The 20,497-nt window shown below is 57.7% G+C and carries 18 protein-coding genes; 11 read left to right on the top strand and 7 right to left on the bottom strand.

Annotation, left to right across the window (positions count from 1 at the left end):
- Nucleotides 1-20: 20 nt before the first annotated feature.
- From mmoX to BJL95_RS21930, 9 genes are all read left to right on the top strand, one after another.
- Nucleotides 21-1,604, top strand: a complete 1,584-nt coding sequence (gene mmoX / locus BJL95_RS21970; RefSeq protein ID WP_064028395.1) for an aromatic/alkene monooxygenase hydroxylase subunit alpha — start codon at nucleotides 21-23, stop codon at nucleotides 1,602-1,604.
- A 35-nt stretch (nucleotides 1,605-1,639) separates the two neighbouring features.
- Nucleotides 1,640-2,818, top strand: coding sequence for an aromatic/alkene monooxygenase hydroxylase subunit beta (mmoY, locus tag BJL95_RS21965; protein ID WP_064028393.1), 1,179 nt, complete (start codon nucleotides 1,640-1,642; stop codon nucleotides 2,816-2,818).
- A 10-nt stretch (nucleotides 2,819-2,828) separates the two neighbouring features.
- Nucleotides 2,829-3,251, top strand: coding sequence for a methane monooxygenase regulator MmoB (mmoB, locus tag BJL95_RS21960; protein WP_064028391.1), 423 nt, complete (start codon nucleotides 2,829-2,831; stop codon nucleotides 3,249-3,251).
- Nucleotides 3,252-3,263: 12 nt separating this feature from the next.
- Nucleotides 3,264-3,767: an aromatic/alkene monooxygenase hydroxylase subunit gamma gene (mmoZ, locus tag BJL95_RS21955; protein ID WP_064028389.1), complete on the top strand. Its 504-nt coding sequence runs from the start codon at nucleotides 3,264-3,266 to the stop codon at nucleotides 3,765-3,767.
- A 170-nt stretch (nucleotides 3,768-3,937) separates the two neighbouring features.
- The gene (gene mmoD / locus BJL95_RS21950) at nucleotides 3,938-4,201 is read left to right on the top strand and encodes a soluble methane monooxygenase-binding protein MmoD (RefSeq protein ID WP_064028387.1); all 264 of its coding nucleotides are present in this window, start codon (nucleotides 3,938-3,940) and stop codon (nucleotides 4,199-4,201) included.
- 1 nt (nucleotide 4,202) lies between these two features.
- Entirely contained in the window at nucleotides 4,203-5,234 is a 1,032-nt protein-coding gene (gene mmoC / locus BJL95_RS21945; RefSeq protein WP_231883651.1) for an aromatic/alkene monooxygenase hydroxylase FAD-binding subunit MmoC, read from the top strand.
- 5 nt (nucleotides 5,235-5,239) lie between these two features.
- The gene (locus BJL95_RS21940; RefSeq protein WP_064028385.1) at nucleotides 5,240-5,527 is read left to right on the top strand and encodes a hypothetical protein; all 288 of its coding nucleotides are present in this window, start codon (nucleotides 5,240-5,242) and stop codon (nucleotides 5,525-5,527) included.
- Between the two features lie 188 nt (nucleotides 5,528-5,715).
- The gene (groEL, locus tag BJL95_RS21935; protein WP_071160743.1) at nucleotides 5,716-7,398 is read left to right on the top strand and encodes a chaperonin GroEL; all 1,683 of its coding nucleotides are present in this window, start codon (nucleotides 5,716-5,718) and stop codon (nucleotides 7,396-7,398) included.
- Nucleotides 7,399-7,622: 224 nt separating this feature from the next.
- Nucleotides 7,623-9,371 carry a sigma-54-dependent Fis family transcriptional regulator gene (locus BJL95_RS21930; protein WP_071160742.1) on the top strand — a complete coding sequence of 583 codons (1,749 nt, stop codon included), beginning with the start codon at nucleotides 7,623-7,625 and terminating at the stop codon, nucleotides 9,369-9,371.
- Nucleotides 9,372-9,382: 11 nt separating this feature from the next.
- Here BJL95_RS21930 and BJL95_RS21925 read toward each other — a convergent pair whose 3' ends face one another.
- The gene (locus tag BJL95_RS21925; RefSeq protein ID WP_071160741.1) at nucleotides 9,383-10,249 is read right to left on the bottom strand and encodes a fumarylacetoacetate hydrolase family protein; all 867 of its coding nucleotides are present in this window, start codon (nucleotides 10,247-10,249) and stop codon (nucleotides 9,383-9,385) included.
- A gap of 150 nt (nucleotides 10,250-10,399) precedes the next feature.
- Between BJL95_RS21925 and trpE the strand changes: the two genes are divergently transcribed.
- Nucleotides 10,400-11,884 carry an anthranilate synthase component I gene (trpE, locus tag BJL95_RS21920; RefSeq protein WP_071160740.1) on the top strand — a complete coding sequence of 495 codons (1,485 nt, stop codon included), beginning with the start codon at nucleotides 10,400-10,402 and terminating at the stop codon, nucleotides 11,882-11,884.
- A complete protein-coding gene (locus BJL95_RS21915; protein WP_071160739.1) occupies nucleotides 11,881-12,471 on the top strand; it encodes an aminodeoxychorismate/anthranilate synthase component II in 591 nt (196 codons plus the stop codon). The genes trpE and BJL95_RS21915 overlap by 4 nt, the downstream gene beginning before the upstream one ends.
- Nucleotides 12,472-12,557: 86 nt before the next feature.
- Here the strand turns inward: BJL95_RS21915 and BJL95_RS21910 are convergent, their stop codons facing one another.
- Genes BJL95_RS21910 through rlmH form a run of 6 tightly spaced genes read right to left on the bottom strand, consistent with a single transcriptional unit; the run spans nucleotide 12,558 to nucleotide 20,331 of the window.
- Complete coding sequence (locus BJL95_RS21910; RefSeq protein ID WP_064028373.1) at nucleotides 12,558-13,154, bottom strand: outer membrane protein assembly factor BamC; 597 nt, start codon at nucleotides 13,152-13,154, stop codon at nucleotides 12,558-12,560.
- Nucleotides 13,155-13,159: 5 nt separating this feature from the next.
- Entirely contained in the window at nucleotides 13,160-13,978 is an 819-nt protein-coding gene (locus BJL95_RS21905) for a carbon-nitrogen hydrolase family protein (protein WP_064028371.1), read from the bottom strand.
- A gap of 49 nt (nucleotides 13,979-14,027) precedes the next feature.
- The gene (locus BJL95_RS21900; RefSeq protein WP_254786885.1) at nucleotides 14,028-17,822 is read right to left on the bottom strand and encodes a YhdP family protein; all 3,795 of its coding nucleotides are present in this window, start codon (nucleotides 17,820-17,822) and stop codon (nucleotides 14,028-14,030) included.
- A 12-nt stretch (nucleotides 17,823-17,834) separates the two neighbouring features.
- Complete coding sequence (gene rng, locus BJL95_RS21895) at nucleotides 17,835-19,292, bottom strand: ribonuclease G (protein ID WP_064028367.1); 1,458 nt, start codon at nucleotides 19,290-19,292, stop codon at nucleotides 17,835-17,837.
- The gene (locus BJL95_RS21890; RefSeq protein ID WP_071160737.1) at nucleotides 19,289-19,864 is read right to left on the bottom strand and encodes a nucleoside triphosphate pyrophosphatase; all 576 of its coding nucleotides are present in this window, start codon (nucleotides 19,862-19,864) and stop codon (nucleotides 19,289-19,291) included. Before BJL95_RS21890 ends, rng begins: the two co-directional genes overlap by 4 nt.
- 2 nt (nucleotides 19,865-19,866) lie before the next feature.
- On the bottom strand, nucleotides 19,867-20,331 hold the full coding sequence (rlmH, locus tag BJL95_RS21885; protein ID WP_071160736.1) for a 23S rRNA (pseudouridine(1915)-N(3))-methyltransferase RlmH: 465 nt from the start codon (nucleotides 20,329-20,331) through the stop codon (nucleotides 19,867-19,869).
- Nucleotides 20,332-20,497: the final 166 nt, after the last annotated feature.

Genomic DNA, 20,497 nt, shown 5'->3' with positions numbered 1-20,497 from the left:
CAGTACAATGAGGAATCAACATGGCTATAAGTGCAGCAACAAAAGCCGCAACCGATGCCTTGGCCGTCAATCGCGCGCCAACCAGCGTCAACGCCCAGGAAGTCCATCGGTGGTTGCAAAGTTTCACTTGGGACTTTGACAAAAATCGCACCAAGTATCCTACCAAGTACAAAATGGCGAATGAAACCAAGGAACAGTTCAAGCTGATCGCCAAGGAATACGCCAGAATGGAGTCGGTCAAGGACGAGCGCCAGTTCGGCAGTTTGCAAGACGTGCTGACTCGCTTGGATGCGGGCAATCGCGTACATCCGAAATGGGGCGAAACGATGAAAGTCGCTTCCAACTTCTTGGAAGTCGGCGAATACAACGCCATCGCCGCGACCGGCATGCTGTGGGATTCGGCTTCCGCGCCCGAGCAAAAAAACGGCTACTTGGCTCAGGTGTTGGATGAAATTCGCCACACCAACCAATGCGGTTACGTAAACTACTACTTCAGCAAGCATTTCCACGATCCCGCCGGCCATAACGATGCACGCCGGACTCGTACCATCGGCCCGCTGTGGAAAGGTATGAAGCGGGTGTTCTCCGACGGCTTCATTTCCGGTGATGCGGTCGAGTGCTCGGTTAACCTGCAATTGGTCGGCGAGGCTTGCTTCACCAATCCGTTGATCGTCGCGATCACCGAATGGGCGGCGGCCAACGGCGACGAAATTACCCCGACCGTGTTCCTGTCGATCGAAACCGACGAGTTGCGCCACATGGCCAACGGTTATCAAACCGTGGTGTCCATCGCCAACGACGCGGCGGCTTCCAAATATCTGAACACCGATCTGAACAACGCGTTCTGGACCCAACAAAAATACTTCACGCCGGTATTGGGTATGTTGTTTGAGTACGGCTCGAAATTCAAAGTCGAGCCTTGGGTCAAAACCTGGAACCGCTGGGTTTACGAAGACTGGGGTGGCATCTGGATCGGCCGTCTAGGCAAATATGGTGTCGAATCGCCACGCAGTTTGCGCGATGCGAAAAAAGACGCGTATTGGGCTCACCACGACCTGTTCCTGTTGGCCTATGCCTTGTGGCCCACCGGTTTCTTCCGCTTGACGCTGCCGACCGCCGAAGAAGCGGACTGGTTCGAAGCCAACTATCCAGGCTGGTACGACCAATACGGCAAAATCTACGACGAGTGGCGCGCGCGCGGTTGCGAAGATCCGAACAGCGGCTTTATTCCGTTGATGTGGTTCATCGAAAACAACCATCCGATCTACATCGACCGCGTTTCGCAAGTACCGTTCTGCCCTTCATTGTGCAAAGGCGCCAGCACGCTGAGAGTCCACGAGTACAACGGCAAAAAACATTCGTTTAGCGACGAATGGGGCGAGCGGATGTGGTTGAGCGAACCGGAGCGTTACGAGTGCCAAAACATGTTCGAACAATACGCGGGACGCGAATTGTCCGAAGTAATCGCCGAACAGCACGGCGTGCGTAGCGACGGTAAAACCTTGATCGCCCAACCGCACACCAACAAAAACGGCAAGTTGTGGACCTTGGACGACATCAAAAAGCTGAACTGCGTGTTTAAAGACCCGTTGGACGCTCTGTAAACGTCGTTCTTACCACTATCTTAGGAGACAGCTCAATGTCTGTACAAGTACAACAAGGAAAACGCGGATTGACCGATCCGGAAATGGTCAAAGAAATTCTGGAAGCCATTCCCGATCAGCCGCTGGATACACAACGCAAGATGAACTACTTCGTTAAGCCGCGCGGTCGCCGGCTGACCGAATACGAAGTATTGACCTGCTACGCCCAACCCACCCCGGACTGGATTCCCGGGGGGTTGGACTGGGGCGATTGGACTCAAAAATTCCACGGCGGCCGTCCGTCCTGGGGTAACGAGACTACCGAACTGCATTCCACCGACTGGCACAAACACCGCGATCCCGCTAAACGTTGGCACGCACCGTACGTGAAAGACAAAGCGGAGGAATGGCGTTACACCGATCGTTTCCTGCTGGCGTATTCATCCGAAGGTCAAGTGCGCTCGATCGACCCCATTTGGCGCGACGAAGTATTGAACGACTATCTCGGCGCGTTTTGCTTCAACGAGTACGGTTTGTTCAACGCGCATTCCTCGGCGTCCCGCGACTGCCTGGGCGATACCTTGCGGATGAGTATCGCGATGATCGGCTTCGATAAAGTCGATAACGCGCAAATGATCCAATTGGAAAGAACCTTTTTGGCGAAATTGGTGCCTGGATTTCCTGAATCCACCGACGAACCGAAACGCGAATGGACGCAAGGGGCCATCTACAAAGGTGCGCGCGAAACGGTTCAGGACATCTGGCAAGCCACGTACGACTGGAACGAAATCCTGTGGTCTTGCCACATGGTTTACGATCCCTTGTTCGGCCAGTTCGTGCGTCGGGAGTTTTTCCAACGCCTGTCCTCCTACTACGGTGATACCTTGACGCCGTTTTTCATCAACCAAATGCAGTTGTATTTCTCGCAAACCAAGGGCATCACCTCCGACATGTTCTTCGAATGTCTAGGTGACGACGCTGAGTTCGGCGACTACAACCGCCGGATGATGCGGGCTTGGACCGACAAATGGTTGCCAAGAACAGTGCAAGCATTGCAGGATTTCATGGGCATTTTTACAAAAATCCCGACCATTCCCGGTGTGACCAGCAAGGATGCCGTTGAGGCTGCGTTAGAGCGGGTCTTCGACGACTGGAAACTCGATTATGCCGACAAAGTCAGCTACAAATTCGACAAAGCGGCCATTATCAAAACCATTCTGCAAGGCTTGAAATAAGGAGAGCAACATGTCAGTCAGTTCTAACGCGTACGGCGCCGGCATTATGGCCAAAACCGGCAAAGCTTTTGCCGACGAGTATTTCGCCGAAGAAAACCAAGTGGTGCATGAAAGCAACGAAGTGGTTCTGGTGCTGAAAAAATCCGACGAGATTAACATCGTCGTCGACGAAATCTTGCTGGGCGATCGCAAGGCCGACAATCCGACTTTAGTGGTCGAAGACCGCGCCGGCTACTGGTGGTTGAAAGCCACCGGCAAAATCGAAGTCGATTGCGAGGAAGTCTCGGAGTTGTTGGGTCGTCACTTCAGCGTCTATGACTTCCTGGTGGACGTTTCGTCCACGATCGGCCGTGCCTTTACCCTGGGCGAGAAATTCACCATCACTTCGGAGTTGATGGGCCTGGATCGTCAATTGGAAGACCTGAAATCATAGGAGTTTTTACCCATGGCAAATTACAACATTCATGACAACCCGGTTCGCGATGAATGGATCAAAAAAATCGGTTCGCTCAATACGCTGGCCAAAGGCGTGGAAATGCTTAACGAGTTTCGTCTCAAGTACACCACGCCGCTTCGTGCAAGCTATGATCTTGAACTCGATTGGGGTTGGATCGAGTGCAAGCTCGAGGAAAAAGTAGCCTTGTTGAAACACAAGGAGCTTAACGATCAGCAAATCCAAAACCAATGCGCCAACGGCGCCGATGCCCAGAAGGAAGCGGATGCGGTGCTTGCCAAAATGGCGGCCTGCACCGATAAATTCGCGGCGGAAAAAATCCATATTGGTTTCCGCCAAGCCTTCAAGCCGCCGATGATGCCGGTCAACGTATTCATGGATACCGACCGCATTCTCGGCACCAAGCTGATGGAGTTGCGTAACACCGACTATTACGAAATGTCTCTCGAAGATCTACGCAAAGTGCGTGGCGTCAGAGTCGTGACATTGCAATAGTCGGGCATCGAATTGTCGGCGAACGGGCCTTTATTCGTATGCGGGAGGCCCGTTCTCCGGCATGTTAGGGTTCCGCCATGGATGGCGGGCTCTTCTTTCCCCCGGTTTTTTCGGTTGGGGCGCCGGATCGCGTCTCGGCTTATTCTCAATCTAACTCGATAGACAGTACGATGGATTTACTAGCCAATATCAAATCGGCGACGCCACCGCCGTTTCCGGACGCCTCCGCGCCGGTGACCAAGTTATACGATGTTGCCCCCTATACCGCATTCGGCGAAGACTTGGACTTCATGTGGCGCTGGACCATCTACCGCGACCGCAAGCTGGTGCAAGAAGGGTGCTCGTTGACGCTGGACGCCTCTCGCCGGGCAGTTGAGCACGTGATGGCGTTTTTCAATGTCTCTGCGGCGCGCGTCGGCCAGGGAGACGCTTAACATGATGCATAATGTCAAAATCATCACCGAGGACGGTGAATCGGTCGCCTTCGATTGCGGAGACGACGAAGATATCATCAGCGCCGGATTGCGCCAGGATATCTATCTGATGGCCTCATGTCGCGAGGGCGGTTGCGCGACCTGCAAGGGATTTTGTACCGAAGGCGATTACGAAATCGGTAAGGTCAGTGTCCAGGCCCTGCCGCCCGACGAGGCCGAAGAGGGTTTCGTATTGTTGTGCCGTTGTTTCCCGACGACTAATCTGGAAATCGAAGTGCCGTATACCTATGACCGGATTTCGTTTTCGCCGGAGGGTTTGGAATTCGACGCCGAAATTGTTGAATTGGCGCAGGTGTCCAGTAACGTTGTGAAATTGCGTTTGCAAAAGCTCGGTGACGATCAGCAAATTCGGCTGGATTCGGGACAGTACTACAACTTGGTCATTCCGGGTACGGAAATCAGTCGGTCTTATTCGCCGGCCAATACCGCCAACAATCGCGGCGAGTTGGAGTTTTTAATTCGTATCGTCGACAACGGTAAGTTTTCTTCCTATTTGCAACAGGATGCCTATGTCGGCCAGACCATTCACGTAGTTGGGCCCTTGGGCGTGTTCGGATTGAAGGAAAACGGTTTTACGCCACGTTATTTCGTGGCCGGTGGTACCGGACTGGCACCGATCCTATCAATGGTACGCCGCATGCACGAATGGGAAGAACCTCAGCCCTGCGTGATCTATTTCGGCGTCAACACCGAGCAGGAAGTGTTCTACGGAGATCAGCTCCAGCAACTGGAACAAGCCATGCCGACCTTGTCGGTGCGTATTTGCGTTTGGAAGGCCAGCGACGGCTGGCATGGCGAGAAAGGCAGCGTCGTGGATATTTTACGCCGTGACTTGCAGGGTACCGGCGTCAAACCGGATTTGTATTTGTGCGGTCCGCCGGGCATGGTCGATGCCACTTACGCGGTCTGCGCCGAAGTCGGCATCCCGCGCGACAAAATCTACTTGGAAAAATTTTTGCCTAGCGCCGCTTGAATCCGATGAAAAGCGAAGATCAAGCGTTTATCAACGAAATGGTCATGGAATTGGAAGACAGCATTCGGGCGCTTGCCGCCGAAGAAATCCGTTTGGTTGCCAAGCTCGGCGACGAGCGCGTTGCCGAGTTGCTGGAGTACTGGGAAAGGCGCATGCCGCCCGAGGACGAAGAGGCCTTTCGACTGGCGCTGGACCATAACGACAAAAAACTGACTTGGGTTTGGCTGAGGCTGAAGCGGGCCAGATTGTCGCGGGCGCGGGCGGGTCAGGCGTTGATGAAAAACCGAACTTGATTGCCGCACTAGTTCCCAACCTTCCCCAAAGGCAAAAGGATACCTTTCTGAAAAGCTGTTCCGGACGAATGGCTTTTAGGGGGCGGTTTGGGTTTTAAGAACTTGGGTTAGCGCCCTCGCCGGTTCTCCCTTCGGGAGCAAGCCGATTTTGGCGGGGAGCGTTGGTCCGTCACCAGCATACGAGACCTATGAGTAAACAAATTATTTACAACCCCGAGGCCCGCTTGCGGATCATGCAAGGCATGGACACCGTGGCTAGGGCCGCGGCGGCAACGCTAGGCAGTTCCGGGCCGGCGGTACTGATTCAGCACCGTACCGATGGCATGCCGCCCATCTTTACTCGCGACGGGGTGACCGTCGCCAACTCGATCATTCTCGAAGACCGGGTTGCCGATCTGGGTGGGCGAATGCTGCGCGACGTCGCGGGATCCGTGTCGCGGCAAGTCGGCGACGGCACCACCACGGCGATCGTATTGGCTCGAGCGATCGCCGCGGAATGTTTGAAAAGCGTCGCGGCCGGCTTCCATCCACTGCAATTGCAAAAAGGCCTGGATCTGGCGCTGACGCTGGTTGAAATTGAATTGCGGCGCCGGGCATTGACAGACGTCACGCCGGAATGGATCGCCCGAATAGCGGCAGTCGCCAGCAAGGATGAGCCCGGCGTCGGCACATTGCTCAACCGAGCTTTCGCCGAATTGGGTCAAGATGGCCCCTTAACTTTTCAACTGGGTAACGGCCGGGACGACGAACTGGATATTGTCGAGGGTATTCGCTACGACCAGGGCTATTTGTCGCCCTATTTCGTGACCGACCGCAATCGGGCCACGGCGGAACTTGAGCGTCCTTACATCCTGCTCTGCGACCGGGAAATCGTCGACTTGATGGATTTGGTGCCCATCTTGGAACAAGTCGCCGACCAGCATCGTTCGTTACTAGTGATCGCCGACGATGTCCGCGACAACGCGTTGACCGGCATGCTGCTGAACCACATTCGCGGCGTGTTCAAAACTGTCGCGGTCAAGCCGCCCGGTTTTGGCGACCGCCGGCTGGAAAGATTGAACGACTTAGCCTTGTTGACAGGCGCCACGCCGGTCCTACAAAGCCACGGTACTCGGTTGGAAGATCTGACGTTGGCGCAACTGGGCCAGGCGGAGCGCGCAATCGTCGGCGCGGAAACAACTACCATACTGGCCGGTGCCGGTGATTCCGAAGCCGTCGCGCGGGTTGTGTCCGGCTTGCGTCAAGCGCTCGCGGACGTGCGCGCCCGCAAACCGGGCGACGGCTCCCCGACCGGCAATCAGCACGAAGCGGACGAGTTGGAAGAACGCATCGCGATGCTGTCCGGTAAAACCGGGGTGTTCAGCGTCGGAGGTGTTACCGACATCGAAATCAAGGAACGCATGGTCCGCATCGAAAACGCCTACAAGTCGGTGCAAGCGGCGCTGGAGGAAGGCGTCATGCCCGGCGGTGGTGCCGGGCTTGTCGCCGTCGCGGCGGTCTTGGACGAGGTCATCGCCGAGAATGCCGAACAACATCGCGGCGTGGCGATTTTGAGTCAGGCCTTATTCGCGCCGTTGCGACAAATACTCAGCAACGCCGGTCTGAATGGGGAAATCGTCGCGGCGGACTTACGCCGATACGCCGGCGAGAGTTATGCCTACGATACGCAGCGGCAACGCTTGGGTCCCTTCTTGGACATCGGCATTATCGATCCGGTGAAGGTAGTCCGTTTGGGATTACGTAATGCAGTGAGCATCGTTGGCACGTTAATGGCCAGCGAATCAGTGGTGATGGATGTGCCCGATCCCGCCATTATGGCCGGCTATTCGCCGGAATGGGCCGCGGCGACTCGCGAGGACCCGCGCGCGTGATGCAACCTACCTCTTAAACCTCCTCTCTCGACTAGAGGATTCTCCGCTCCGGGAATCTTGCAACTCCGAGAACAGGCAATGTGACGTTATGTCGCATTGCCTCTTTTTTTTATTTTGTTATGGTGCGCGTTCTACTCAAAACGAACGAAAAACAGTCTAAGCCGCTGTTTTTTATTTAGTTTCGCGCCAAAACCAAAATCGGCGCCCGGACATCGAGACAAGAAATGGATATTGCGTTACGGTTACCCGAAACCGCCAAAATTGTTCAGGAAACCTTTCTGTACAAGCGTACGCTGGAATTCGAAGTCGACCGCCCGGTTCAAGCCTGGCGATGGATGAATCAAACCCGCTCCGTGCCCGATCAGAGCGACTGGGTTCGGCCGGAAGTGGCCGAAGCTTGGCGGCGTTGCTTGGAGGACTATCAATTGCCGCTAGGGAATTTCGCCAATTGGCAGCGTTCGGGCCAGGGCGCTGTCGGCGGCGATGCGCAGTCCCGCCAGATCGCCGAGTCGCTAGCCGACTTGGGTCACCAATTTCACGTGTTTTTGAAAGAAGCCGGCGTGATGCTGGTGCTGACCGCCGCCGACGGCGCGTTGTTACAAGCTCTAGGTGAAAATCCCTTCCCCAGCCCGTTCATGCGCAACCTGTACGAACAAAACAGCCGTTGGAGCGAAGCGGTGCTGGGCAACAACGGTATCGGTAGCGCGGCCTTGCTGAAACGGCCGGTCGCCTTTCAAGGCATGGAGCATTTCTTAAGTTTGTTACATCCTTTCAGCACGGTCGGTTACCCGTTGCTGGACGACAGCGGCGAATTGCTGGCGGTGATCGGCCTGGTTGCCGATCGCCAGGAGAGCATGAATTCCTTGTTCGCCTTTCTGCATCTGCTATGCGTGGTGTTGAATACCAATCTACCGTTAACGCGCAGTCCGGCGGCGCAGGCCAGGGTCTTGGAAAAAATCCCGTTCAAATTAGCGAAAAGGCCGCCGCAAACCGAGGAACCGGCCATGTCGGAGCAATTGGCGGCCTTGGTTGATAAGGCGGTCAAGTTGCAGCAATACAAGATTCCCATCCTGATCACCGGCGAATCCGGCGTCGGTAAGGATCACTTCGTCAATCTCCTCAAGCATGCCGGGCCACGCCGGGAGCAACCCTTGATCGCGATCAATTGCGCCTCGATACCGCACGATTTGATCGAAAGCGAGTTATTTGGCTATGAAGCCGGCAGCTTCACCGGCGCCCGCAGCGGCGGTAAACCGGGCAAATTTTTGTTGGCCGACGGCGGCATTTTGTTTTTGGACGAAATCGGCGATATGAGCCTGGATTTGCAATCCACGTTGCTCCGGGTATTGGAAACCTCCGAATTCACGCCGGTCGGCGGTGCCAAGCCGATTCGGGTCGATGTGCAGATCGTCGCGGCCACCAATGTGCCTTTGCTGGATGCGGTCGAGGCCGGTCGCTTTCGGCGCGACTTGTATTACCGTCTCAACGGCGCGCAAATCCACCTGCCGCCATTACGTGAGCGGCAGGACAAACAGGCCATCATCCATCACATTCTGCAGCGCGAACTCGCGAAAATGCCCAACGCACAAGCGATCGGTATATGTCCCAGCGTCATTGCCTTGATCGAGCAGCATCCGTGGCCAGGCAATATTCGGCAATTGATCAACGTAATACGCGCCACGCTGTATACCGCCGGCGGTAATTTCATCACGCGTGAGGATCTGCCGGTGGACTTTGTCGCGGAACTGGCGAAAACCGCGCGGGAGTCCGAACCGGAGTTGGAGGCCTCGCCCAGGGCGTCTCAGCCGGGACGGGCGATGACGCTGGAGGATTGGGAGCTTTACGGCATCAAAACCACGTTGCGGGCCTGCGCCGGCAACATTTCGCAGGCGGCCAAGGCGCTAGGTATCACCCGCACCACGCTGTACAAGAAAATCGACCGTTTCGGCCTAAGCCGGATGGCCAGCGAGTAGCGCGGCGGTCTTTACGCGCCCTGATTTCCGGGCGGTTCGGTAATCACCGGATTGCTTAGCGCACCAAGTCCCTCGATTTCGATGCGCACGGTCTGTCCAGGTTTCAAATAGCCGCGCGGCTTCATCTTTACGCCAACGCCGGCCGGGGTGCCGGTGGTAATGACGTCCCCCGGCTCCAGTGTCATCGCCTGGGTCAGATAGGCGACCATTTCGTAGCAATTGAAGATCATCTCACCGGTGTTGGCGTTCTGCCGCAATTCGCCGTCCACCCAGGTCTTCAACGTGAGATTGTGCGGATCGGCAATTTCGTCGGCGGTGACCAGCCACGGGCCGAGCGGACCGTGGCTGTCGAAGGATTTGCCCAGCGTCCAGGTCGGCGTACGTGCCTGCCAGTCCCGAACCGTGACATCGTTGCAGATGGTATATCCGGCGATGACGTCGCGGGCGTTCTCCACGCCGACATATTTGCAGCGTTTGCCGATTACGAAGGCCAATTCGCCTTCGTAATCGACCTTGTCCGATATTGGCGGGATATGGATCGCGGCGTCGGGGCCAATGACACAAGTGCTTTGTTTGGTGAAAAAAGTCGGGTATTCGGGCTTTTCCCAGCCGGTTTCGTTGATATGGTCGGCATAGTTCAGGCCGATGCCGAGCAATTTGCCGGGTCTGGGGATCGGCGCCAGCAAGGTCACGTCAGCCAATGCCCTTCTCGGCGCGCCGCCGTCGATCAGCGCTTGCAAGGCCCGTCTGGCTTCGACGCCCGCCGCCAAAAAACCGATCATATCGTTCGGCAAGCTGTCGTCGGCGGCGACGATCGCATCGCCGACCAGAGCGCCGATCTTGCAAGCGCCGTTATCCAGAAAAGTTACCAGTTTCATATAATCGCTCGATCCGAAAATCGGTCATTTTAGCCGATCGGCCGGGTTTTGGCGGCCGCGCTCGGCAGGCGTTCGCCCGCTAGTCGCGTTGTGGGGTACAATCGCACGTTGATTCGCAACGGTCGTTACGACCCATTCTGAGCAACACTGATGACTCCCGCCCAATTTGCCGAATACGCCCAGCAGGGCTACAACCGCATTCCGGTTTGCCGCGAAGTTTTAGCCGACCTGGATACGCCGCTCAGCGCTTATTTGAAGCTGGCCGACGGCGCTTATTCCTATTTGCTCGAATCGGTACACGGCGGGGAGCAGTGGGGACGCTATTCGATTATCGGCTTGCCGTGTAACACGCGCATCAAAATCCACGGTTTGAAGATCACGGTCGAACGCGACGGAGCGGCGGCCGAGACCTTCGAACACGCGCGGCCACTGGCATGGATTGAAGAGTTTCGCAGGCAATACCAGGTGCCGGACGTGCCCGGTCTGCCGCGCTTTAACGGCGGTTTGGTCGGCTATTTCGGCTACGAGACCATCGCTTACATCGAACCGCGCCTAACACCCGGCGACAAACCCGATCCCATCGGCGCGCCGGATATCTTGTTGATGGTCTCGCAGGACTTATTGGTGTTCGACAATCTGTCCGGCAAAATGCTGTTGCTGACTCACGCCGACCCGGCCCAGGACAATGCCTATCACAACGCCAAGGCCCGGCTGGATAGCTTGGTTGCGAAGCTGCGCGAGCCGCACGCCCACCCGCAATCGAGCGCGACGACCAAGCATGTGCGGGAAACCGACTTCGTGTCCGGCTTTACCCAGCAAGGTTTCGAAGCCGCGGTCATGAAAGCCAAGCAATACATTACCGACGGCGATTGCATGCAGGTGGTGTTGTCGCAACGGATGTCGATTCCGTTCGAGGCCTCGCCGCTGGATTTGTACCGGGCCTTGCGTTGTTTGAATCCATCGCCGTACATGTTTTTCATGAATCTCGGCGATTTGCACGTGGTCGGCTCGTCGCCGGAAATTTTGGTCCGCCTGGAAGACAACGAAGTGACGGTGCGGCCGATCGCCGGCACCCGCCGCCGAGGCGAAACCCACGAGCAAGATTTGGAACTGGAAAAAGAACTGCTCGCCGACCCCAAGGAAATCGCCGAACATTTGATGCTGATCGACTTGGGCCGTAACGATACCGGCCGGGTCGCCAAAATCGGTAGCGTCAAACTCACCGACAAGATGATCGTCGAGCGTTATTCGCACGTGATGCACATCGTTTCCAACGTCACCGGCGAATTGCAGGAAGGCAAAAACGCCTTCGACGTGCTGGCGGCCACCTTCCCGGCCGGCACCGTCAGCGGCGCGCCCAAGATTCGGGCCATGGAAATCATCGCCGAACTGGAGCCAGTTAAGCGCGGCATTTATTCCGGCGCGGTCGGTTACATCTCCTGGTCCGGCAATCTGGATACCGCCATCGCCATCCGCACGGCGGTGATTAAAGATCAAACCCTGCACATTCAAGCCGGCGCCGGCATCGTTTACGATTCCGTGCCGCGCAGCGAATGGGATGAAACAATGAACAAGGGCCGCGCGGTGTTCCGCGCCGTCAGCATGGCCGAAGCCGGCCTCGGAGGCAAAGCATGAGCGGCGTCAGATTGGTGATGGTCGACAACTACGATTCGTTCACCTACAACCTGGTGCAATATTTCGGCGAACTGGGTGCCGAGGTGGCGGTGGTGCGTAACGACGAAGTGACGGTGGAAGACATCGAAGGGCTGCGCCCGGACAAAATCGTGATTTCCCCCGGCCCCTGCACCCCCAAAGAGGCCGGCATCTCGGTCGAAACCATCCACCGCTACGCCGGCAAGTATCCGATTCTTGGCGTCTGCCTGGGCCATCAAAGCATAGGCTACGCCTTCGGCGGCAACATCATCCATGCTAAGCAAATCATGCATGGCAAGGTGTCGCCGGTGTATCACAAAGATTTGGGTGTGTTCAAAGGCTTGAGCAATCCGTTTACCGCCACCCGCTATCACTCGCTGGTCATCGAACAGGCGACCATTCCCGATTGCCTGGAAGTCACCGCCTGGACCCAGGACGAAGCCGGTAACATCGACGAAATCATGGGTGTGCGCCACAAAACCCTGGACATCGAAGGCGTGCAGTTTCACCCCGAGTCGATTTTGACCGAGCACGGGCACGACATGTTGCGGAATTTTTTGGAGCGCTGAGTCGGTTTGACCGGAGTTCGTAGCGAGACGCTTCCATCGCCATCGCGTTCAAGACGGCCGAACAGTGCCGAACGGGCTCCCAGCGCTTACTCCTCCGGTTTTGCCTTCTCGTCGCGGTTGATGATCTTCTTATCGATGGTGTCGTGCAGCAGGCGGATCAGTGCGGCCGAGCCGTCTTCGTTGGCGGCGAAGTCGTCCGGTTTGCCCAGAGCGGCATTGACTTTGACGCCGGAAATCGCGTCGGTCAATGAAATGGTGTATTCCGCTTCCGGGAAGTCGTTATCCAAAAATAGCCGGTTCAACAGGCTTTTGGTTTTGCCGCCGGTATCCGGGTCGTAGCGGACTTGGATTTTGTTGTCGTTGCGGTTTTTGTCGACGATGTCGATATCGCTCAGCGTCAGCGCGGTTTCCACCATTTCCCAGGCCCGATCCAGCCGGGTCATCAACGTTAGCTGCGGTTTTTGACCGTCGTCCTTGAAGTCAACCAAGCCCGCCAGCATGGATTTTCCCCCGCTTTTCGAGCCGGTCAGATCGTCGGCGGCGATGGCTGGTTGCGGATGGGGATTCTCGATCGGCAGTACCGGCGGCAATTCCAGGTGCTTGATGTCGCGATATTTTTCCGGGGCGTCGGCGCAACCGGCCAATAGCAGACAAGGCAGGGTGTAACGCAACGTTTTCAACATGGGGCTTACTCGCAAAAAAAGCGGCGATGTTCCAGGACCGGAAACGACGCTCGGGTTTTTTCCAGACGGCCACGGTCCACGTCGCCGCTGACGAAGCCGGGGCCGGTTTTATAGCAATCCAGCACGACGCCCCAGGGATCGACGAACATGCTGTGGCCGTAGGTTTGTCGGCCGTTCATATGAAAGCCGCCCTGGTTGGGGGCTAAGACGTAGCATAGGTTTTCGATCGCGCGCGCCCGCAGCAGAACCTCCCAATGCGCCGCGCCGGTTTTGGCGGTGAAAGCGGCCGGCAACACCAGAATGTCCATGCCCTTGCGCGCCATCGGCCGAAAAAACTCCGGGAAGCGTAGGTCGTAGCAGACCGCGATGCCGATCTTGCCGAACGGTGAATCGATCAGGCAAGGGGTTTCGCCGGCCTCGATGGAATCCGATTCGCGGTAGACCTCGGCCGAATCCGGCACGTTGACGTCGAACAAGTGTACTTTGTCGTAGCGGGCTACTCGCTCGCCCTTCTCGTCGAACACCAGGCAGGTGGCGCGCACCTTGTTGGCGGCTTCGCCGAATACCGGTATCGTGCCGCCGATCAGCCAGATCCCGTATTTCTTGGCGGTGGCGGCGAGGAAGTCCTGAATGGGGCCGCTGCCGTCTTGTTCGCCGACCTTGATCTTGTCGGTCTCGTGCATGCCCATGATCGCGAAATTTTCCGGCAGCGCGACCAGTTTAGCGCCGGCCTTGGCGGCCTCGGCGATCAGTTTGTCGGCTTCGAGCAGATTGGCGCTGACTTGCGGCCCGGAGGCCATTTGAATGGCGGCACAGATAGTCATGTTGTCCTTGTTGTTCTAATTGTTTGGCGAGGAGATTGGCGGTATCGCGTTATTTTGTCAGATCGTTCAGCCACTCGAAGCCGGTCAGACTGCGCCAGGCCTTTTTCACCAGACCGTCTTGATCGTGCAGCGGCGTGACTTCAACATTGCCCCAAGGGCCGGCGAGTTTGTATTGGGAGCCGAAGAAATAACCTTCTTTATAATCGTCGGTAACCACTTGCGTAATCATCGCGGCAATCCCGCCCACGATTGTACCAGCTATGGGCAAGGCGTCGGAACTCTTGGGTATTACCGCGACGCGATGGTCCACGGTCTTTTTGGCGAGATCGGCGGTGCCGGCCAAACTAAGCTTGGCGGCCACGCCGTCGATGACCAGATCGTCGGTGTAGGCTTGGGCGTTGCTGAAACGGAAATGGCCGGTAATCCGGTCGAAGGCAAAGCCCTGGCGGTAAACGTCGCTGAAATCCAGGCTCAAGCGTTTGGCCCATTGTTCCATCGCAATCAGGCCCAGCAGTCGGCCGAAGCCAGGCTCGATGCTGGAAATCCGGCCGTCGCTGAGGTCGATTTGGACGGTGCCGTCGAAGCCGGCCAGCGAAAACTGATGCGGCGCGCCGCTCCAGCCGCCGTTGATGCTGATGTCGGCATGGGTTTCCTTGATTTCATCGGTGTAACCCAGTTCGGTCAGAAATTGGCCGAAACCGTCGGTGGTCAAGCGGCCGCTCAATTGGGTGACGCTGGCGCCGGCCAATTTGGTCCAGTCCGCGCGGAATTCCATGGTCCGGCCGCCCTTGTTGAGTTGGATCTGCTTGAAGTGCATGCCTTGCGGACGGCGTTCGCTACGCAATTTCAATTTGCCCAGATCGACGCCGCGCCAGAGCAATTGCTGGCTGTCGATTTCGATCAGCGGCAATTCGGTGACGACGTCTTCGGCGGCGTCGAAATCCAGTTGATCGGCCGCCGACAGATTCAAATAATCCATGTTCAACACAAAACGTTCGCCGCCGCCGCGCAGGTCGGGAATATTCAGCTGACCGCGGGCGAATTTGCTGTCGATACTGCCTTGCCAGCCTTGATCGCGACGGGTCAAACTGCAATGAAAGGGGCCGATGTCGCGGCCCTGCCAGATCAATTGTTCGGTGGTCAGACCAACCTCCCGCAACGGCGGCAGGCGCTGCTGTTGCTCGCTGTCGCCGAAGGCGGCCAGGGCTTCGGACAATTTAAAGGTCGGTCGGTCGATGTCCAGCTTCAGACCGGCGGCCGGATAGGGCTCGGCTTGGCTGCCGCCATAGACGACATGGCCGGAATATAGCCGATTCTGCTTGGTGTCTATCGTTAGCGCCAAGCTCAGATCCTGACCGTAGCGGATGTCCAGCGGCAGGCGGTCGCCGCTGTCCAAACGAAAATTCAGCGCGATCGGCAGACTCTGTTCGGCCGATTTGGCCAGCCAGTCGGGACCGTTGACGGCGACGCCTTGTAAGTCGCTGGTGATCGTCAAGACCGACGGGCGTTCGGCGGCGTAGGGTATCAGCAAATCGGCCCTGTAACGGAATGTCCCGGCGGCGCTTTGGTTTTTCAGGAAGGCGAATTGCTTTTGCAATTCGGCGGTACCAGTGGTCCCGTCTAAGACCAGTCGGGTACTGCTTTGGTCGTGACTCAAAGTACCGCGAATCGGGTGGCCTAGCGCGCGGGCGTCCAGGCGTTCGCCGCTAGCGCCGTCTTCGCTGAAATGCAGAACGCCGTTGATGTCGGAGATCGCCAGCGCCACCGAATTCAACGTTAATTTCGCCTCGGTCAAATGGGCGGCGACCTCGGAGACGGTCGGTTGGTTCTCGTAATACGGGATCTTCAGATCCAGGTCGACGCGGACCTCGCCTTCGGCGCTAAAGGCCTTGACCAGCGGATCGACCTTGCCGTGCAACGGCGTCTTTTGCAGATAACTCAGGCCGGCCGCCAGCTTGCCGCCGACCCGGCCCCACACGTAAACCGCCTCGCTATTGGCCAAATCGGGTATCGCCACGACCGCTTGGCTTATGTCGACCTGTTCGCTGTGCCCGCCGTCGATGGCCACCTGCAAGTCGGCGCCGAGAAACTGCACGTCGGCGTGTACGTCTTGCAGATGCGGCCAATCCTCGTTGATCTGAATTTCGCCGCCGTCGATCGCGAAGACTGTTTCGAAACGGCCGTTACCTTGTTCGAACGGAAAATCCGCCAGACGGCCGGACAAGACCATTTCGCCGCGTTCGATCCGGCCGGCGACGAAGGCGTCGTCCAGCCAGGCCACCGCGTCCTGGCTCATGACTTTGGCCGGGAGATACAGCGGTACTTTGCCGATGTCGTTAAAGTCGCTGAAGCGGGTACGCATCGCCAGCATCGGGCTATCGCCGTTTTTAGGCACGAGTAGGTCGAATGCGCTGGCGGTGCGCATATCGGCGTCGATCATCAGATCGGCGCCGTGGATTTGCCAGGCGTCGGCGGTTTGTCGCCAGCTCAGACTGCCGTCGAGGTTATGCAAGGTCAACGGATTGCGGAACAGCGCCGGTGCGTTCAACAAGACTTCGCGGCCGTTCAGTCGCAGGTGGCCGCCGGCATCGGCGATCGAGAACGTGCCGTTCACGGATTGGAGTTGCGGAAATACGTCGGCGGCTTCACTGCCCAGCTCGGTAAAGTCGCCGTGCAAGGCATAGCGGTCGAAGTTGGCGTCGGCGTAAAAGCCGACTTGCCGCAGAATCCCGTGCGGATTGATCTTCAGCCATTGGGCCTGCCTATCGTCGGCCGGGGTCCAGGCGGCGGCCAAGTGCATCAGCGCTTGCAAGTCGATCCTTTCTATTAAACCGGACAACGCGCCGTCGGCATTGCGGCCGACGCAGAATTCGGCATTCGGCCAACGTTGGTGCTTGGCGACGAGATTGACGTCGTAGCCGCACCAGCGTTGGCTGCCGGCCTCATCGCGCCAAACGAAGTTACCTTCCAGCGTGTCGAGTTGCAACGCCGCGCCTTGCGGACGGCTGAGCTGGATTTGTTGCGCCTGCGCATAGCCGGCGATCCGGTAAGGTAGCGCGTGGCGCCATTCGCTCCAGATTCGGAAATCGCCGGAACCGGAGTTCAGCCTCGGGCCTTCGGGAAATGCGTCGTTCAGCCAAGCCGGGCCTTGCAGATTGTCGGCTTCGAGGTAAAGGCTGCCGTCTATTGTGTCCGGCTGGAACGGATTGCCTGTCAGCCGCGCGGAAACCCGCAGTCGGTCGCCGTGGCTTTCCGGCAGTTTCGCCAGCAGATGGACTTCGTGATTGGCGCCGTCGGCGGTGTTTTTAATCAGCAAATCGAAGTCGTCGACGGCGACTTTCGGGCTGCCGCGTTTCAGGTCTTGCCAAGTCAGCTGGCTTTGCAGGATCTCGTACTTTCCGCCTTGCAACAGCCACAGCGGTTGTTCGTCGCTGCTCGGCAAGCCCTTGACAGCCAGGCTGCCGTCGCTGTTGCGAATAATGTCCAGCTTGGCGCCGACCAAGCTGACCCAGCCCGAGGCCATCGGGTCCTGGCTGAACAGCCAGGCCAGCAGATCGATGCCGATCCGGATTTCCCTGAGGCGGATGGCCGGCCGGGCCGCCGAGTCGGCCGAGTCGACGGCAATGTCGATCAGTTTCAACTCCGGGCTGAAACCGCGCATGTTCGCATCCAGCCGGCCGATATGCACGGCGATGCCGGCCGCCTCCCGGATGCGCCGTTCCAGCTCCGGTTTATAGTCGGCGATGTCGGTCAGCCAAATCCGGAAGGCGCTGAGCAACAGCGCCGCCGTTATCAGCGACCAGAATAGCAGATGCCGACTCGCGCGGCTGACGTGTCGAATCACCAAGGCGACGGCCTATAACAGCACCACGTCGTAGTGTTCCTGATTGTATTCGGCTTCGGCGCGAATCTTGATCGCCACCTTCAGAAACATTTCCAGTTCGGCCAGCATGTCCGCCTCTTCGTCGAGCAACATTTCGACGACCTGCTCGGAGGCCAACACCAGAATTTGCTGAACCGAATATTGGCGCACCACTCGGATAATCTCGCGAAAGATTTCCAGACAAATCGATTCGGCGGTTTTCAGCACACCGCGTCCGCCGCAAGTGGAGCAAGGCTCGCAGAGTATGTGTTCCAGGCTTTCGCGGGTGCGCTTGCGGGTCATTTCCACCAGACCCAGTGCCGAGACCTCGGTGATTTTGGTCTTGGCGTGGTCTTTGTCGAGGTTGCGCTGTAGGGCCTGGAGCACTTGTTTTTTGTGCTCGTCGCTCTGCATGTCGATGAAATCGATGATGATGATGCCGCCCAGATTGCGCAAGCGCAGTTGTCGGGAAATGGTCTGCGCCGCCTCCAGATTGGTCTTGAAGATGGTTTCTTCCAGATTGCGTCCGCCGACGTAGCCGCCGGTATTCACGTCTACCGTCGTCATCGATTCGGTTTGGTCGAATACCAGATGTCCGCCGGATTTGAGTTTGACCTTGCGATCCAATGCTTTGCTGATCTCGTCCTCGACATTGTAAATGTCGAACACCGGCCGCTCGCCGGAATAGTGCTCGATGACCGTGACCACTTCCGGCACGAAGGTTTCGGCGAATTCGACCATGCGCAGATAGGTTTCCTTGGAATCGACGCGGATTTTCTCGATGCCTTCCTTGTACAAATCGCGCAGGGTGCGAACGCTGAGTGGCAAGTCCTCGTGGATCAGGGTCTTGACCTTAGCTTTTTGACTTTTTTCCAGGATGGATTCCCAGAGCTTGTGCAAAAAAGTCATGTCCGAATACAGAATGGCTTCCTCGACGCATTCTGCGGCGGTGCGGGCGATAAAGCCGCCCGGCACGCTGTGTTTTTGCTGATAGGACTCGATACAGGCGCGCAGACGGCCACGTTCGGCTTCGCATTCGATGCGTTGCGACACGCCGGAGTTGCCCGCGTAGGGCATATAAACCTGGTAGCGCGACGGTATCGAAATATCGGTGGTCAGCCGGGCGCCCTTGTTGCCGATCGGGTCCTTGGTGACCTGGACCACCAGTTTCTGACCTTCCTTCAGATAGTGTTCGATGTTTTCCGAGGCCTTCTCGGCCAATTCCTGGCTGCTGAAATCCGACAAATGCAAAAATGCCGCCCGTTCCAGGCCGATGTCGACGAAGGCGGCCTGCATGCCCGGTAGTACCCGACAAACTTCGCCCTTGTAGATATTGCCGACCAGGCCTTTCTGGCGCAGCCGCTCGATGATCAATTCCTGCAAGACGCCGTTTTCGATGACCGCGACTCGGGTTTCCGGCGGCGTCACATTAATTAAAATTTCTTCGCTCATGGGAGGATGGTAATGCCTTGTTGGGCCAGTAATTGGGCGGTTTCGAATAGCGGCAAACCCATCACGCCGGAGAAACTGCCGGCCATCGATTCGATAAACGTGCTGGCCAAGCCCTGTATGGCATAGGCGCCGGCTTTATCGCATGGTTCCCCGGTTTGCCAATAGGCGACGATTTCCTGGTGGCTGAGCGGTCGAAAACGCACCTCGCTGACGCTGATGGCTTGCCAATGCCGGTCGCCGCGTAGCGACACCGCGCTGAAAACCTGATGGGTACGGCCGGACAGCCGGCTCAGCATCTCGATTGCGTGTTGCAAGTCTGCGGGCTTGCCGAGGATGCGGCCGTCCAGGATCACGCTGGTATCGGCCGCCAGAATCGGCAGGCCGGAACGGTCTACAAGTCGGCAGGCTTCGGATTTTTCGGCGGCGACCCTGGCGACATAAGCATCCGGTGCTTCGTGGGGCAGCGGTGCTTCGTCGATGTCGACCGAGACGACGCGGTGGCGCACGCCGATCTGCTTCAGCAATTCGCTACGGCGCGGCGAGGCGGAGGCGAGAATGATTTGTGGGCTCATGGTCAGCGGTGGTAAGGATGGTGGTTGAGCAGACTCCAGGCCCGGTAGATTTGTTCGGCCACGACGATGCGAACCAGCGGGTGGGGAAAGGTCAACGGCGACAGGCTCCAGGATTCCTTGGCGACGCTTTTGACTCGCTCCGACAGGCCCTCCGGGCCGCCTACCATCAACGCTACCGGTTGGCCGTTGCCCAGCCAGCGTTGCAGGGCTTGCGCCAAATCCGAGGTGGCCCAGGGTTTGCCGGGGATATCCAGGGTCACGACGTGAGCTCTGGGCGGCAACGCCGCCAGCATCCGCTCGCCTTCGTCGCGGGCGATACGAGCAATGTCGCCGCTTTTGCGCTTATCCGGCGCGATTTCCCGCAAGACCAGTTCGCATTCGCGCGGCAGGCGTTTGGCGTATTCATTATAACCTTGCTGTACCCAGTCCGGCATCTTGTTGCCGACTGCTATCAGGTGAATTTGCATCGTGGTTTGAGGCGGACACCGAGGACGCGGTGGCGGCCTGCGCGGGGTTAAAAAGTAGCGTCACCCGTGGGCGACGCCAGCCGGCTAGAGTACACGAAGCCGCCGGATTTTTAAACCGAGCGGCCGATTCCGACGCCGAGCCGGCCCGGAAAACGGCCCAAGCCGC

The organism is Methylomonas sp. LWB, assembly GCF_001856095.1.
In the GTDB taxonomy this organism is placed as follows: Bacteria; Pseudomonadota; Gammaproteobacteria; order Methylococcales; family Methylomonadaceae; genus Methylomonas; species Methylomonas koyamae_A.
The sequence above is the reverse complement of the archived record's forward strand: the minus strand, read 5'-3'. Positions and strand labels throughout refer to the sequence as shown.

Coding starts and splice junctions, on each gene's coding strand:
- mmoX (WP_064028395.1), top strand. CDS start 21: ATGGCTATAAGTGCAGCAACAAAAGCCGCAACCGATGCCTTGGCCGTC.
- mmoY (WP_064028393.1), top strand. CDS start 1,640: ATGTCTGTACAAGTACAACAAGGAAAACGCGGATTGACCGATCCGGAA.
- mmoB (WP_064028391.1), top strand. CDS start 2,829: ATGTCAGTCAGTTCTAACGCGTACGGCGCCGGCATTATGGCCAAAACC.
- mmoZ (WP_064028389.1), top strand. CDS start 3,264: ATGGCAAATTACAACATTCATGACAACCCGGTTCGCGATGAATGGATC.
- mmoD (WP_064028387.1), top strand. CDS start 3,938: ATGGATTTACTAGCCAATATCAAATCGGCGACGCCACCGCCGTTTCCG.
- mmoC (WP_231883651.1), top strand. CDS start 4,203: ATGATGCATAATGTCAAAATCATCACCGAGGACGGTGAATCGGTCGCC.
- BJL95_RS21940 (WP_064028385.1), top strand. CDS start 5,240: ATGAAAAGCGAAGATCAAGCGTTTATCAACGAAATGGTCATGGAATTG.
- groEL (WP_071160743.1), top strand. CDS start 5,716: ATGAGTAAACAAATTATTTACAACCCCGAGGCCCGCTTGCGGATCATG.
- BJL95_RS21930 (WP_071160742.1), top strand. CDS start 7,623: ATGGATATTGCGTTACGGTTACCCGAAACCGCCAAAATTGTTCAGGAA.
- BJL95_RS21925 (WP_071160741.1), bottom strand. CDS start 10,249: ATGAAACTGGTAACTTTTCTGGATAACGGCGCTTGCAAGATCGGCGCT.
- trpE (WP_071160740.1), top strand. CDS start 10,400: ATGACTCCCGCCCAATTTGCCGAATACGCCCAGCAGGGCTACAACCGC.
- BJL95_RS21915 (WP_071160739.1), top strand. CDS start 11,881: ATGAGCGGCGTCAGATTGGTGATGGTCGACAACTACGATTCGTTCACC.
- BJL95_RS21910 (WP_064028373.1), bottom strand. CDS start 13,154: ATGTTGAAAACGTTGCGTTACACCCTGCCTTGTCTGCTATTGGCCGGT.
- BJL95_RS21905 (WP_064028371.1), bottom strand. CDS start 13,978: ATGACTATCTGTGCCGCCATTCAAATGGCCTCCGGGCCGCAAGTCAGC.
- rng (WP_064028367.1), bottom strand. CDS start 19,292: ATGAGCGAAGAAATTTTAATTAATGTGACGCCGCCGGAAACCCGAGTC.
- BJL95_RS21890 (WP_071160737.1), bottom strand. CDS start 19,864: ATGAGCCCACAAATCATTCTCGCCTCCGCCTCGCCGCGCCGTAGCGAA.
- rlmH (WP_071160736.1), bottom strand. CDS start 20,331: ATGCAAATTCACCTGATAGCAGTCGGCAACAAGATGCCGGACTGGGTA.